Raw genomic sequence first — 16,802 nt, forward strand, 5'->3', positions numbered from 1 at the left:
GAATGGGGGAACCGGTGGAGGAGAACGAGAAGCTTCTCGCGTATCTCAAGCGGGTGATGGGTGACCTGCGGGACACCCGGCAGCGCCTGCGGGAGGCGCAGGCGGCGAACGACGAACCGATCGCCGTCGTCGGCATGGCCTGCCGGTATCCGGGCGGCGTCGGGTCGGCGGAAGAACTGTGGACCCTGGTCGCCGACGGCCGGGACGCGATCACCGAGTTCCCGGCCGACCGGGGCTGGGACCTGGACGACCTCTACGACCCGGACGCCGCCCGATCCGGGACGCACTACGTCCGAGGCGGCGGTTTCCTGCACGGCGCGACCGCGTTCGACGCGGAGTTCTTCGGCATCTCGCCGCGCGAGGCGCTGGCCATGGACCCGCAGCAGCGGTTGCTGCTGGAGATCGCCTGGGAGCTGTTCGAGCAGGCGGGCATCGACCCGAAGTCGTTGCGGGGATCGTCCACCGGGACCTTCGTCGGGTTGAGCATGACGGACTACGCCTGGGGTCACCGGCCGGTGCCCGAGGTCGTGGACGGCTACCTGGCGACCGGCAACTTCGCCAGTGTCGCCTCCGGGCGGATCGCCTACGAGCTGGGGTTGGCGGGGCCCGCGCTGACGTTGGACACCGCGTGCTCGTCCTCGCTGGTGGCGCTGCACCTGGCCGGTCAGGCGCTGCGCTCCGGTGAATGCTCGCTGGCCGTTGCGGGCGGCGCGACGGTGATGTCCAGCCCGATGGGGTTCGTGGAGTTCGCCCGGCAGCGGGCGCTGTCCCCGGACGGGCGGTGCCGGGCGTTCGGCGCGTCCGCGGACGGCTTCGGCCCGGCCGAGGGGGCCGGACTGCTCCTGCTGGAGCGGTTGTCGGACGCGCACCGGAACGGGCATCGCGTGCTCGCCGTGATGCGCGGTTCGGCGGTGAACCAGGACGGCGCTTCGAACGGATTGACCGCACCGAACGGGCCGGCGCAGGAGCGCGTCATCCGGGCCGCCCTCGCCAACGCCCAGGTCGCGGCCGATGAGGTCGACGCGGTGGAGGCGCACGGCACCGGCACCGAGCTCGGCGATCCCATCGAGGCACAGGCGTTGCTGTCCACCTATGGGCAGGACCGGCCGCAGGAACGCGCGTTGTGGCTCGGGTCGGTGAAGTCGAACATCGGCCACACGTCCGCCGCCGCCGGGGTGGCCGGGGTGATCAAGATGGTCATGGCGATGCGGCACGGGACCCTTCCGAGGACGCTGCACGCCGACGTCCCGACGCCGCACGTCGACTGGTCGCCGGGCACGGTACGGCTGCTGACCGAGCCGGTGCCGTGGCCGCGAGGCGACCGGCCGCGCCGGGCGGGCGTGTCCGCGTTCGGTGTCAGCGGCACCAACGCGCACGTGATCCTGGAAGACGGACCCGAGATCATCGAAGAGGCACACGACACCGAACCGGCTGAAGCCGCACCACCCGTTCAGCCGACCTACCCGGTGCCGCTGGTCGTTTCGGCCCGATCACCCCAGGCGCTGCGGGCACAGGCTGAGCGTCTGTCGCCGCACGTGGACGCCCATGGTCTGGCAGACGTGGCCTGGTCGCTGGCGACGACCCGATCGGCGTTCGAGCACCGGGCGGTCATTCTGGCGGACGGTTACCAGCAGGCGCTGGGCGGTCTCGACACCGTCTCCTCGGACGACGCGGCTCCGCACGTGGTGCGGGGCGTGGCCACGGTCGACGACGAACTCCCCGATTCGGTCGTGTTCGTGTTCCCGGGTCAGGGTTCGCAGTGGGCGGGGATGGCCGCGGAGCTGCTGGATTCCAGTCCGGTGTTCGCGGCCCGTCTCGCTGAGTGTGATGCGGTGTTGCGGCCGTTGGTGGATTTCTCGGTGGCGGGTGTGCTGCGTGATGGTCTGCCGCTGGATCGTGTGGATGTGGCGCAGCCCGCGTTGTGGGCGGTGATGGTCTCCCTGGCTGCGGAGTGGCGTTCACACGGCGTCGAGCCCGCGGCGGTGGTGGGTCATTCGCAGGGCGAGATCGCCGCCGCGTGTGTGGCCGGTGGTCTGTCTTTGGCTGATGGCGCACGGATCGTGGTGACCAGAGCCAAGGCCGTCGCCGAGAAGCTGTCAGGACGCGGTGGCATGGTCGCGGTGGCCGCCGATGTCGCCAAGGCGGAAGAACTGTTGGAGCCGTGGGGCGATGCGCTCGCGGTCGCTTCCATGAACGGTCCGGTCAGCACGGTCGTCGCCGGTGAGGTCGGTGCGCTGGAGGAGTTGCTGACGACCTGCGAGCGCGAGGGGGTTCGTGCCCGGCGTATCGAGGTGGATTACGCCTCGCATTCGCCGCAGGTAGAGGCGATCACCGAAGAGATCACCGAAGCGTTGGCCGGGCTCGCCCCCACCCAGGGCGAGATCCCGTTCTTCTCCACGGTGTGCGGCGAATGGACCGACACCGCGCTGCTGGACGCGGAGTACTGGGCGGCGAATCTGCGTCGGCCGGTCGGATTCGATCCCGCCGTCCGTGCGCTGGCCTCGGCGGGGCACCGGTTCTTCGTCGAAGTGAGCCCGCATCCGGTGCTAGTCCCCGCGCTCCAGGACATCTTCGACGACGCCGGGGCCGAGGGCGTTGCTGTTGGGACGTTGCGGCGTGGTGAAGGCGGCGTCCGGCGGTTGACGGCCGCGCTGGCCGAGGGCTATGTGCGTGGCCTGCCGGTGGATTGGCGGCGGTCGTTCGCGTCCGCTGGCCACCGCCGGATCGACCTGCCGACCTACGCCTTCCAGCGCCGCCGCTACTGGCTCGACGCGCCGGAAGCCCGTCCCGCCACGGGCCACCACATCGCGGTGGCCGAGCCCGAGCAGCCGGAATTCCGCCGGCGGCTGGCGGAGGCACCGGAAACCGGTCGGCAGCGCATCGTCCTCGACGCGATCCGCGCGCAGGTGGCCGCCGTGCTGCGCCACGCCGCGCCGGACGACGTGATCTCCGACCGGAGCTTCAAGGAACTCGGCTTCGACTCGCTCACCGCGGTCGAACTCCGCAACCGGCTCAGCGCCGCCACGGGGCTGACCCTGCCCGCGGCCCTGGTCTTCACCTATCCGACACCGGCGGCCCTCGCCCGGTACATCCTGGACGAGCTGGAGCTCGATTCGTCCGCCGCCGAGGCCGCGGCCGAGCCGAGCGAGCCGCGGCCTCGGGAACCGGTCGCGGACGATCCGATCGCGATCATCGGGATGGCGTGCCGGTATCCAGGCGGGGTCGAGTCTCCGGACGGGCTGTGGCGGCTGGTCGACTCCGGCCGGGACGCCATCACGCCGTTCCCCACCGATCGCGGCTGGGATCTCGGCGGCGGGGACTACGTCCAGGCGGGCGGCTTCCTGGACGGCGCCACCGGGTTCGACCCCGAGTTCTTCGACATCTCGCCGCGCGAAGCGCTGGCCATGGATCCGCAGCAGCGGGTCCTGCTGGAAACCTCGTGGGAGGCCCTTGAGCACGCCGGCCTGGATCCGGAGTCGCTGAAGGGAAGTCCGACCGGCGTGTTCGCCGGGATCGTCACCCAAGACTACGTGTCGCGGCTGGCCGAGCCCCCGGAATCCGTCGAAGGGCATGTGGCGACCGGCAACATGTCCAGCGTCGCCTCGGGACGGATCGCCTACACGCTGGGCTTGGAGGGGCCTGCCATCAGCGTGGAGACGGCCTGTTCGTCCTCGCTGGTGGCGTTGCACCTGGCCGGTCAGGCGTTGCGTTCCGGCGACTGCTCGCTGGCCCTGGCCTCCGGCGTCGCGGTCATGTCCACGCCCGCGTCGTTCGCGGATTTCTCCCGGCAGGGCGCGCTGTCCGCGGACGGCCGGGTCAAGGCGTTCGCGGCTTCGGCGGACGGCACGATCTGGGCTGAGGGTGCCGGGGTGCTGGTGTTGGAGCGGTTGTCGGACGCGCGCCGGAACGGGCACCGCGTGCTGGCGGTCTTGCGCGGTTCGGCGGTGAACCAGGACGGCGCCTCGAACGGACTGACCGCACCCAACGGATTGGCGCAGGAGCGCGTCATCCGGGCCGCCCTCGCCAACGCCCAGGTCGCGGCCGATGAGGTCGACGCGGTGGAGGCGCACGGCACCGGTACCACCCTGGGTGACCCGATCGAGGCGGACGCTCTGCTGGCGACCTACGGCCGGGACAGGTCGTCGGACCGGCCGCTGTGGCTGGGCGCGCTCAAGTCGAACCTCGGGCATGCCGGACCCGCCGCCGGGGTGGCCGGGGTGATCAAGATGGTCATGGCGATGCGGCACGGGACGCTCCCGAGGACGCTGCACGCCGATGCCCCGACGCCGCACGTCGACTGGTCCCAGGGCACGGTACGGCTGCTGAGCGAACCGGTGCCCTGGCCGGAGACCGACCGGCCGCGCCGGGCGGGCGTGTCCGCGTTCGGTGTCAGCGGCACGAACGCGCACGTCATCATCGAAGAAGCACACGAGATCATCGAAGAAGCACACGAGATCATCGAAGAAGCACACGACACCGAACGGGCTGAGGCCGCACAACCCGTCCAGCCGACCTACCCGCTGCCGCTGGTCGTGTCGGCCCGGTCCCGGGACGCGTTGCGTGCGCAGGCCGGGCGGTTGGTGTCGTCTGTGGACGCGCACGACCTGGCGGATGTGGCGTTCTCCCTGACCCGGCGGACGGCGTTCGAGCACCGCGCCGTGGTGCTGGCGTCCGACCTCCCGCAGGCTCGCGCCGGGTTGGCGGCGCTGGCGGATGGCCTCCCGACGCCGGACGTCGTGGAGGGCGTCGCCCGGGCGGGCGATGGCCGGATTGTTTTCGTGTTCCCCGGTCAAGGCTCGCAATGGGCCGGAATGGCCGCCGATCTGCTCGACTCGAACCGGGTCTTCGCCGACCGGCTGGCCGAGTGCGATGCGGCGTTGCGGCCCTTCGCCGACTTCTCCGTCACCGACCTTCTCCGCCAAGGGGTGGCGTTGGAGCGGGTCGAGGTCGTCCAGGCCGCGTTGTGGGCGGTGATGGTGTCCTTGGCCGAGGTCTGGCGCTCATACGGGGTGCGGCCCGCCGCGGTGGTGGGCCATTCCCAGGGCGAGATCGCCGCCGCCTGTGTCGCCGGAGCCCTGTCGCTGGCCGACGGTGCGCGGGTGGTGATGACCAGGGCCCGCGCGATCGCCGACGAACTGTCCGGGCACGGCGGCATGGTGGCCGTGGCGCTACCGGCCGACCAAACGGCCGAACGCGTTCCGGCCGGTGTCTCGATCGCCTCGATCAACGGCCCCACCGACACCGTCGTGGCCGGAGACACCGCCGCGCTGGAGGAGTTCCTCGCCGACTGCGACGCGGCCGGGATCCGCGCCCGCCGCATCCCGGTCGACTACGCCTCCCACTCCGCCCACGTCGATGCGATCACCGACCGGCTGATCGACGACCTGGCCGGAGTCGCCCCCGCGACGGGCCACATTCCGCTGTACTCCACCGTCACCACCGAACCGGCCGACACCGCCGCCCTGGACGGCCGCTACTGGGTCACGAACCTCCGGCAGACCGTGCGGTTCGCCCCAACCATCGACCGGCTCCGCGGGGACGGATACCAGCACTTCCTGGAGATCAGCCCGCACCCCATCCTCACCCCCGCGCTCGGCGACACCCTGGGCGACGAGGCGAGCGTCCTTTCGACCCTGCACCGAGACCGCAACGCCCACCACCAACTGCTCCTCTCCCTGGCTCAAGCCCACACCCAGGGCCTCCCCGTCACCTGGGACACACACCTGCCCAACACCAAAGCCGTCGACCTCCCCACCTACCCCTTCCAGCGGCGGCGGTTCTGGCTTGACGGGCCGCCGCCCACCCGGTCGCGGATCGAGGACTGGCGGTACCGCGTGGAATGGCGCTCGGTGCGGGTGCCAGACACGGCGGCCTTGCCGGGGACGTGGTTGCTTGTGGTGCCCGACGATCAGGTTCCGGCGGCCGAGCAATGGGCGACCGCGCTCGACGAATACGGCGCGCGGGTCCGGCGAGTGTCCCCGGGACAACTGCCGGAGGCGCTTCGCGCGGATGCGGGTGGCGACATCGCCGGAGTGCTGTCGTTGCTCGCGCTGGACGAGACGCCCCTCCCCGGCCACACGGCCCTGCCCACCGGACTCGCCTCGACCGTGTCGCTCGTCCAGGACCTGATACGGACGCAGGAAGAGCACGGCATCGGGGTGCCCCTCTGGTGCGCCACCCGTGGCGCCGTGGGCGTGCGACCCGCCGAGCCGCCGCCGGCGCCTGTGCAGGCGCAGGTCTGGGGGCTCGGTCAGGTGGTCGCGCTGGAACACCCCCGGCTCTGGGGCGGCCTGGTCGATCTCCCCGTCGAGCCGGATGACGGTACGGTCGCCCCGCTCGCGGCGGTGCTCGCCGGGATCGGAACCGAGGATCGGCTGGCGGTGCGATCCGGCACGGTCTACGCCCAGCGGTTCGTTCGCGCGCCCGTGACATCGCCGTCCCGCAACTGGAAGCCGCGCGGCAGCGTGCTGGTCACCGGCGGGACCGGCGGCGTCGGTGCGCACATCGCGCGGTGGCTGGCCCGGGAAGGGGCCGACCACCTGGTGCTCGTCAGCCGCCGGGGGAGCGCCGCGCCGGGCGCCGCGGAACTGGCCGCGGAACTGGCGGAGCTCGGGGCCGAGGTGACGATCGAGTCCTGTGACGTCTCCGATCGGGACGCGCTGGCCGGCGTGCTGGCGCGGCTGCCGGAGGAGCATCCGCTGGACGCGGTGTTCCACGCCGCCGCGGCACTGGACGACTGCGTGGTCGGCTCGCTGACCCCGGAGCGGATGGAGCGGGTGCTGCGGGTCAAGGCGCTCGGCGCCCGGCACCTGCACGAACTGACCCTCGGTACGCCGCTGTCGGCGTTCGTGCTGTTCTCGTCGTTCTCGGCCACCTTCGGGCTGCCCGGGCTCGGGAACTACGCGCCGGGGAACGCCTACCTCGAAGCGCTGGCCGGGTTCCGCCGTGGCGAAGGGCTGCCGGCCGTGGCGGTCGCGTGGGGCACGTGGCGGGCGACCGGCATGGCCGCCGACGGCCTCGGGGCCCGCGGCCGTCTCGAAGGCATTCACGAGCTGGAGCCGGAGCCGGCCACCTCCGCCCTGCACCAGGCGATCGACCGGGACGAGGCCGTTCCGATGATCGTCGACCTGCGCTGGGGCCGTTTCGCGCAGGCTTTCCGGGCCAAGCGGCCCACGGCGCTGTTCGCCGAGATCCCAGAGGCCGCGGAGGTCCCGGAGGCTGAGGCCGTGGGCACCGGCGACGAGCGGGAGCTGCCCGCCAGGCTGGCCGGGATGTCAGGGGCCGAGCGGGATCGGGCCTTGCACGAGCTGGTTCGGTCGCACGCGGCCGCGGTGCTCGGGCACCTCACCCTGGACGAGAACGCGCCGGACGCCATCGAAGCGGGCAGGCCGTTCCGCTCGCTCGGATTCGATTCGCTGATGGCGGTGGAACTGCGCAACCGGCTGAGTACGGCGACCGGGCTGCGCCTGCCGTCCACCCTGGTCTTCGACTTCCCGACGCCGGACGCGGTGGTGGCGCACCTGCGGGACGGGCTCGGCCTCGATGACGGCGAGGGCGTCGTCCCCGGATTCGCCGAGCTGGAACGGCTGGAGGCGTTGTTCACCGATACGCCGTCCGGCGACGACATCGCCGTCCTGGCGAAACGGCTCGAAACGATGCTCTGGACGTGGCGGGACAGCTCAGCGGAACCACCTGATGGGGCCGAGGCCGCGGTCGAATTCACGGCCGCGACGAACGAGGAACTGTTCGACCTGATCGACCGGAAACTGGGGGGTTCCGACGATGTCGACCGATGAGCGGAAGCTGCGCGAATACCTCACCCGGGTCATGGGCGAGCTGGACCAGACCGAGCGGCGGCTGCGCGCCGCGGAGGCCAGGAACAGCGAGCCGATCGCGATCGTGGGCATGGCCTGCCGGTTCCCCGGCGGTGTCCGCTCGCCCGAGGACCTGTGGCGGCTGGTGGCCTCCGGCGAGGACGCCATCGGCGAGCTGCCGGTGAACCGCGGGTGGGACCTCGACGGGATCCACGACCCGGAACCGGGCGGGGACGCCACGACCTACGTCAAGGTCGGTGGTTTCCTCGAGGGGGCGACGGATTTCGACCCGGAGTTCTTCGAGATCTCACCGCGCGAGGCGGTCGCGATGGACCCGCAGCAGCGGCTGCTGCTGGAGGTTTCCTGGGAGGCGTTCGAACGCGCCGGAATCGATCCGCTCTCCTTGCGCGGCAGTCAGACCGGCGTCTTCGCCGGGCTGAGCCACCAGGGTTACTCGGCGCAGGCGGGTGAGCCCCCGGAGGAGCTGCGCGGCTACCTGGTCACGGGTGAGGCGGCGAGCGTCGCCTCCGGCCGGGTCGCCTACTCCCTCGGCCTGGAAGGGCCGGCGGTGACGGTGGACACGGCCTGCTCGTCGTCCCTGGTGGCGCTGCACCTGGCCGTCCAGGCGCTGCGCTCGGACGAGTGCTCGCTCGCCCTCGCCGGTGGAGTGACGGTGATGGCCGGGCCGGACGGGTTCGTCGAGTTCTCCCGCCAGCGCGCGCTGTCCGCCGACGGCCGGTGCAAGGCGTTCGCCGAGTCCGCCGACGGGTTCGGCGCCGCCGAGGGGATCGGCCTGCTGGTGGTGGAGCGGCTGGCGGACGCGCGGCGGCTCGGGCATCCGGTGCTCGCCGTGCTGCGCGGATCGGCGATCAACCAGGACGGCGCCAGCAACGGCCTGACGGCGCCCAACGGCCCGTCGCAGGAACGCGTCATCCGGGCCGCGCTGGCGAACGCGCGGCTGACGGCCGGCGACATCGACGCGGTCGAGGCGCACGGCACCGGCACCGCCCTCGGCGACCCCATCGAGGCGGGTGCGCTGCTCGCCACCTACGGCCGCGACCGGTCCGGCGCTCCGCTGCGGCTGGGGTCGGTCAAGTCGAACATCGGGCACACCCAGGCGGCCGCCGGCGCCGCAGGCGTGATCAAGATGGTGATGGCGCTGCGGCACGGTTCGCTGCCGCGCAGCCTGCACGCGGACGAACCCAGCTCGCACATCGACTGGCCGGCCGGCAACGTACGGCTGCTGACCGAGCCGGTGAGCTGGCCGCGGAGTGAGCGGCCCCGTCGGGCCGGGGTCTCCTCCTTCGGGATCAGCGGCACCAACGCCCACGTCATCCTGGAACAGCCGCCCGCCGAAGTCTGTGCTGGCCGTCAACCTGCCACGCCGTCCGGCGACGGCGTGGTCCCGGTGCCGGTGGTGCTGTCCGCGAAGACCGCGGAGGCCCTTCGCGCGCATGCGGCACAGCTGGCCGGGCACCTCGCGGTGGCCGACCCGGAGCCCGGCCTGGCCGATCTCGGGTTCTCGCTGGCCACCACCCGGTCCACCTTCGCGCACCGGTCGGTCGTGCTGGCCGAGGACCACGCCGGGCTGGCGCGCGGTCTGGCGGCGGTGGCCGGCGCGGAACCCGCGGCCGAGGTGGTCTCCGATACGGCCGGGGGCGAGGCCGGGGCGCCGGTGTTCGTGTTCCCGGGCCAGGGCTCGCAATGGGCCGGGATGGCCGCCGACCTGCTCGACTCGAACCGGGTCTTCGCCGACCGGCTCGCCGAGTGCGACGCGGCGCTGGCGTCCCTCGTGGACTGGTCGGTCGTGGACGTGCTGCGCGCCCGGGACCCCCTGGAGCGGGTGGAGGTGCTGCAAACCGCGCTGTGGGCCGTGATGGTCTCCCTGGCCGAGGTGTGGCGCTCCTACGGCGTCGAGCCGGCGGCCGTGGTCGGGCACTCCCAGGGCGAGATCGCCGCGGCCTGCGTCGCGGGGGCGCTCACCCTCGCCGACGGGGCGCGGATCGTGGTCACCAGGGCGCGGGCCATCGCCCGCCGCCTCTCCGGCCACGGCGGCATGGTCTCGGTGGCGCTGCCCGCCGACGCGACCGCGGACCGCGTCCAGGCATGGGACGGCAGGCTGTCCGTGGCGTCGGTCAACGGACCGGCGAGCACCGTGATCGCCGGGGACACCGAGGCGCTCGACGAGTTCGTCCGCGGCTGCGACGCCGACGGGGTCCAGACCCGCCGGATCGCCGTCGACTACGCCTCACATTCCGCGCAGGTGGACGCGATCAGCGGCGAGCTGTCCGGCGCCATGGCGGGGATCACCGCGGCGGAAGGGGAGATCCCGTTCCACTCCACGGTGACCGGCGAACGGTTCGACACCACCGGGCTGGACGCCGGCTACTGGTGCACGAACCTGCGGAGCACGGTGCGGTTCGAACCCGCGATCCGGGGGCTGCTGGCCGCCGGGCACCGCCGGTTCGTGGAGATCAGCCCGCATCCCGTCCTGCTTCCCGCGCTGGCCGACACCTTCGACGACGCGGGCGTCGAAGCCACCGCGCTGGCCACCCTGCGGCGCGACCGGGACGGCACCCGGCAGCTGCTCACCGCCCTCGCGCAGGCGCACACCCGGGGGCTGCCGGTGGACTGGCGGCGCCACTTCACCGAGGCCCGGCGCGTCGACCTGCCGACCTACCCGTTCCAGCGGCGGAGCTTCCGGCTGCCGAGCGGCGGCCCTCGCCGGCCGGACCTGCTGTTCCGCCTCGACTGGACACCCGCGCCGGCGGGCGAACGGACCGCGGACTGGGCCGTCCTCGGCGACGACGGGTTCGCCGTGCTGCCCGCGCTGCGGGAGGCCGGGGCGTACCCCCGGTCGTATCCGGACCTGCCGGCCCTGCGCGCGGCCGTGGACGCGGGCGCCGCCGCGCCGGAACTGGTGGTGTACTCGCCCGCGACGGGCGGCCGGACCGAGCTGGAGGCGACCGCGGGACTGCTCGCGGTCGTCCAGGACTGGCTGGCCGACGACCGGTTCGGCGGTTCGCGGCTGGTCGTGCTGACCGGCCGCGCGGTCGAGGCGGCCCCGGGAGAGGGCGTCGACGACCTCGCGGGTGCCGCGCTCTGGGGGCTCGTCCGGTCGGCGCAGGCCGCCCAGCCCGGCCGGTTCGTCCTCGTCGACCTGGACGCGGACGCGGTCGCGGCCGTTCCCCGCACGGTGCCGGCCGCGGTGTCCGCCGGTGAGCCGCAACTCGCGATCCGCCGCGGCGAGGCCCTGATGCCGCGGCTGGCTCCGGCCGCGAAGGCGCCGGCACCCCGCTGGGACGCCGAGGGCACGGTGCTGATCACCGGTGGTACCGGAGTGCTCGGCGCGAACGTGGCCCGCCACCTGGTCGCCGAGCACGGGGTACGGCACCTGGTGCTGGTCGGCAGGCGGGGCGACTCGGCCGAGGGCGCGCCGGAACTGGCGGCCGAGCTGGCCGGCATGGGGGCGGGCGTCACCATCGAGGCGTGCGACGCGTCCGACCGGTCCGCGCTGGCCGCGGTACTGGCCCGGATCCCGTCCGGCCGTCCGCTCACCGGCGTGGTGCACGCCGCCGGGACGCTCGCCGACGCGGCCGTGGAATCCCTGACCCGCGAAGACCTCGAGACCGTCTTCACGGCCAAGGTGGACGCCGCGCGCCACCTGCACGACCTCGCCGGAGACGTGTCCGCGTTCGTGCTGTTCTCCTCGGCGTCCGGCACGCTGGGCAGCGCCGCGCAGGGCAACTACGCCGCGGCGAACGCGTTCCTGGACGCGCTCGCCGCGCAGCGCAGGTCCCGTGGCCTGCCCGCGGTGTCCCTGGCGTGGGGGCTCTGGGACGAGCGCAGCGGGCTGACCGGCACGCTCGACGACGCCGATCTCCGGCGGATGGCCCGGCTGGGACTCCGTCCGCTGTCCACGGCCGACGGCCTGGCGCTGTTCGACGCCGCGCTTGGCGCGGATCGCGCGCTGTCGGTGCCGATCCGCTGGGACCGCGCGGCACTGCGGGAACAGGCCGAGGCCGGAGTCCTGCCCGCGGTCCTGCGGAACCTGGCCGGCCCGTCCGACCCGTCCACCGAGGACGTGACCGCGCCGAAGGCGCCCGCGGCCGACCGGTTCGCCGCGCTGCCCGAGGCCGAGCGGGAACGTGCCCTGCTGGACCTGGTACGCGGGCACGTCGCGGTCGTGCTCGGCCATTCCGCGCCGGACGCGATCGCCGCCGGCAAGCCGTTCAAGGAACTCGGCCTCGACTCGCTGACCGCCGTCGAGCTCCGCAACCGGCTGAACGCGGCCACCGGGCTCCGGCTGCCCGCCACGCTGATCTTCGACGAGCCGAACCCGGCGGCGCTGGCGCGCTTCGTGCACGCCGAGCTGTTCGGCGCGGCGGGCGCGGAGGCCGTCGCCCCGGCGTCCGCCGTGGACGACGACCCGGTGGTGGTCGTCGGGATCGGCTGCCGCTTCCCCGGCGGCGCCGGGTCCGCCGAGCAGCTGTGGGACCTCCTCGCCGAGGGCCGGGACGCGATCGGGCCGTTCCCGCTCGACCGCGGCTGGGACGTGGCAGGCCTCTTCGACCCGGTACCGGGCACGGCAGGCAAGAGCTACGTCAGGGAAGGCGGATTCCTGTACCAGGCCGCCGAGTTCGACCCCGGGTTCTTCGGGATCTCCCCGCGCGAGGCGGTGGCGATGGACCCGCAGCAGCGGCTGCTGCTGGAGGTGGTCTGGGAGGCCGTGGAACGCGCGGGCATCGACCCGTTGTCGCTGCGCGGCAGCGCGACCGGCGTGTTCGTCGGCTCCACCCATGGCGGCTACGGCGGGGAATGGTCACCGGCGAGCCCGGACGGCGACGGGTACCGGCTGACCGGCATCGCGAGCAGCGTGACCTCCGGCCGGGTCGCCTACACCCTGGGCCTTGAAGGACCCGCGGTCACGGTCGACACGGCCTGCTCGTCGTCCCTGGTGGCGCTGCACTGGGCGGTGTCGGCGCTGCGTTCGGGCGAGTGCTCCATGGCCCTGGCCGGCGGGGTGACCGTGATGTCCAGCCCGGAGGGCTTCGTCGAGTTCTCCCGCCAGCGCGGCCTCGCCCCGGACGGGCGGGTCAAGGCGTTCGCGGGCGCGGCGGACGGCACCGCCTGGGGCGAGGGCGCCGGGATCGTCGTCCTGGAACGGTTGTCGGACGCGCGTCGCCACCGTCACCGGGTGCTCGGGGTCGTCCGCGGCACGGCGGTGAACCAGGACGGCGCGAGCAACGGGATGACCGCGCCCAGCGGGTCGTCGCAGCGCCGGGTGATCGGCGCCGCGCTGGCCGGCGCGGGCCTGGCCGCGGACGAGGTGGACGCGGTGGAGGCGCACGGCACCGGGACCACGCTCGGCGACCCGATCGAGGCGCAGGCGCTGCTGGCGACGTACGGGCGGGACCGGTCGGAGCCGTTGTGGATCGGGTCGCTCAAGTCGAACATCGGCCACGCCCAGGCCGCCGCCGGTGCCGCCGGGCTGATCAAGATGCTGCTGGCGCTGCGGCACGGGCTGCTGCCCAGGACGCTGCACGTGGACGCGCCCACCCCGAATGTGGACTGGTCGGCCGGCAACGTACGGCTGCTGACCGAGCCGGTGAGCTGGCCGCGGAGCGAGCGGCCCCGCCGGGCCGGGGTCTCGGCTTTCGGGATCAGCGGGACGAACGCCCACGTGATCATCGAAGAGGCACCCGAGATCATCGAAGCAGCAACGGACGAGGCGCCGCCCGAGCAGGCGCCAGACCCCGCGGTGGTGCCGTGGGTGCTTTCGGCCGCGACCCCGGAGGGCCTGCCGGAGCAGGCCCAGCGGCTGGCCGATCACCTGGAAGGGCAGCCGTCCGGCCTGACGGAGGTGGGCTTTTCCCTCGCCACGACGAGGGCGGCGCTGCCGCACCGGGCGGTCGTGCCGGTCAAGGGCCACGCGGAGGCGCTCGACCAGTTGCGCGCGCTGGCCCGCGGCGAAGCCGTGCCGGGGGTGGTCCAAGGGAAGGCGCGGGACGGCGGCCCGGTGGCGGTGCTGTTCGCGGGCCAGGGCACCCAGCGGCCGGGCATGGGACGCGGGCTGTACGAGCGGTTCGCGGTGTTCGCCGAGGCACTGGACGACGCCTGCGGGTTCCTGGACGCCGAACTCGGATTCTCCCTGCGGGAGGCGATGTTCGCCGATGACGACCCCCGGCTGAACGGCACCGGGCTGGCCCAGCCTGCGCTGTTCGCGTTGGAGGTGGCGTTGTTCCGGTTGCTGGAGTCCTGGGGCGTCACCCCGGACTTCCTGCTGGGGCATTCGATCGGCGAGCTGGCGGCCGCCCACGTCGCGGGCGTGTTCTCGCTGTCGGACGCCTGCCGGTTGGTGGCCGCGCGCGGCCGGTTGATGCAGGCGCTGCCCGAGGGCGGCGCGATGGTGGCCGTCCGCGCGGACCCGGACGAGGTGGCGCGCTCGCTGGGCGACCGGGACCGGGTGAGCGTCGCCGCGGTCAACGGCCCCGCCTCGGTGGTGATCTCGGGAGACGGCGACGCGGTGACCGAGATCGCCGAGCGGTGGCGGGCCAGGGGGCACAAGACCACCCGGCTCAACGTCTCGCACGCGTTCCACTCGCCCCGGATGGACCCGATGCTGGACGAGTTCCACCAGGTGGCGCAGGGCCTCGCCTACCGGCCGCCGCGGATCCCGCTGGTGTCGAACGTGACCGGCCGGCCGGCGACCGACGAGGTGTGCTCGCCCCGGTACTGGGTGGATCAGGTGCGGCAGGCCGTCCGTTTCGCGGACGGGGTGCGCGCGCTGCGGGAGCGGGGCGTGCAGCGGTTCGTCGAGGCCGGCCCGGACGGGACGTTGTCCGCGATGGCCACCGACACGCTCGGTCGGGACGCGGTGACGGTCCCGCTGCTGCGGAAGAACCGGGACGAGCAACTGTCAGTGTGCGGCGCGGTGGCCCGGTTGCACGTGGACGGCGCCGAGGTCGACTGGCGGCGGTTCTTCCCTGCCACCACCTGGGTGGACCTGCCGACGTCGGCCTTCCAACGCGCGCGCTACTGGCTGCGGAACGATTCGCGGCCACGAGGGTCGACCGCGGACGGCCGACGTTACCGGGTCGATTGGGAGCCGCTGCCCGCCGATCCGGCTCCGGCGCTGACCGGTACCTGGCTGCTGGTCGTCCCGGCGGATGCCGAGGCGGTCGGGGACACCGAGGCGGTGGTGGACGCCCTGTCCCGGCATGGTGCGAAGGCGCTGACCGTGCGGGCCGCCGATCGGTCGGCGCTGGCCCCGCGGATCGGCGAGGTGCCGGGGATCGATGGCGTGGTGTCGTTGCTCGGGGATGACCTGGCCGCCACCTTGTCGCTCGTTCAAGCCCTGGGCGACGCGGAGGTTTCGGCGCCGCTGTGGTGCCTGACCTGTGGCGCGGTTTCCGTCGGTGATCCGGTCGACCCGTCCCAGGCGCAGGTCTGGGGGCTGGGCAGGGTGGCCGCGCTCGAACATCCCGACCGCTGGGGTGGTCTGATCGATCTGCCTCAGGCGCTCGACCCGGCCGCGCTGTCCCGTTTGTGCGGCCTGCTGGCGGGCGGCCACGGGGAGGACCAGCTTGCGATCCGTCCGACCGGTGTCTTCGCCCGCCGATTGGTCCCGGCCCCTGACCGGAGCGCCGACGCCCAGCGGTGGCGGCCCCGCGGCACGGTGCTGATCACCGGTGGCACCGGCGGGCTGGGCGCGCACGTCGCCCGCTGGGCCGCCCGCGAAGGCGCCGAACACCTTCTCCTGATCAGCCGCCGGGGCCGTGCGGCGGACGGCGCCGGCCGGCTCGCGGCCGAACTGGCGGACCTCGGCGCCGAGGTCACCATCGCCGCCTGCGACGTCACCGACCGCGACGCGCTCGCCGGGCTGCTCGCGGAGGTTCCGGCGGAGCACCCGCTGACCGCGGTGGTGCACGCCGCCGGGATCGCCGACGGCGGCGCGCTGGCCGAGACGTCCCCCGCGGATCTCGCCGCGCAGACCGCGGCGAAGGTGCTCGGCGCGCGGCACCTGGACGAGCTGACCGAGCAGGCCGGCCTGTCCGCGTTCGTGCTCTTCTCGTCGGTCGCCGCCGCGTGGGGCAGCGCGGGCCAGGGCGGGTACGCCGCCGCGAACTGCTATCTGGACGCGCTCGCCGAGCTGCGCCGGGCCCGCGGCCTCGCGGCGACCTCCATCGCGTGGGGGCCGTGGGACGGTGAGGGGATGGCCGCCGGTCCGGCCGCGCAGGAACGGATGCGCCAGCTCGGGTTGCCGGTGATGGCGCCGGAGTCCGCGATCCAGGAGCTGCGGCGGGCCCTCGACGGGGACGACACCGCGGTCGTGGTGGCCGACGTCGACTGGGCGCGATTCGAGCGGGTCTTCACGATGACCCGTCCAAGTCCCCTGCTACGGGCGCTATCGGTCGGCGCACCGGAGCCGCAGGCCACCGCGGACAGTGCCGAACCCGCTTTGCGGAAGCGGCTGTCGGGACTGCCGGAGGCCGAGCGCATACGGGCGGTGCTGGACGCGGTGCGTTCCGCGGCCGCCGTCGTGCTCGGGCATCCGGATTCCGCCGACGTGCCCGAGGACCGGACGTTCAGCGAGGTGGGGTTCGATTCGCTCACCGCGGTCGAGCTGCGGGACCGGCTCGACCTGGAAACCGGTCTGGCCCTTCCCGCGACCCTGGTCTTCGACTATCCGACCCCGGCCGCGATGGCCGAGTACCTGTGCGCGGACCTGGACGTCGGCGGCACGCCGGTCTCACTGCTCGCCGAGCTCGACCGGCTGGAGGAGTCCCTAACAGCCTCGGTATCGGACGAGGCCACCCGGGTGCTGGCGGAGAAACGGCTGCGCGTCCTGCTCCGGAAGCTGCGAGAAGGGGCCGTTCCCGACGAGGCCGCGGACGCGGGCGAGTCGGTCACGCTGAATTCGGCGTCGGACGAGGAAATGTTCGAACTCCTCGACAAGGAATTCGGTATCTCATGAGGGGGATGTGA

The 16,802-nt window shown here is 73.5% G+C and carries 2 protein-coding genes; both read left to right on the forward strand.

Annotated elements, in window-relative coordinates:
- The first annotated feature begins 2 nt into the window (after positions 1-2).
- Positions 3-7,796: a type I polyketide synthase gene (locus ABD340_RS05250; protein ID WP_344587319.1), complete on the forward strand. Its 7,794-nt coding sequence runs from the start codon at positions 3-5 to the stop codon at positions 7,794-7,796.
- Positions 7,783-16,791 carry a type I polyketide synthase gene (locus tag ABD340_RS05255; RefSeq protein WP_344587321.1) on the forward strand — a complete coding sequence of 3,003 codons (9,009 nt, stop codon included), beginning with the start codon at positions 7,783-7,785 and terminating at the stop codon, positions 16,789-16,791. The genes ABD340_RS05250 and ABD340_RS05255 overlap by 14 nt, the downstream gene beginning before the upstream one ends.
- Positions 16,792-16,802: the final 11 nt, after the last annotated feature.

Source organism: Actinomadura vinacea (genome assembly GCF_039532545.1).
GTDB lineage: Bacteria > Actinomycetota > Actinomycetes > Streptosporangiales > Streptosporangiaceae > Spirillospora > Spirillospora vinacea.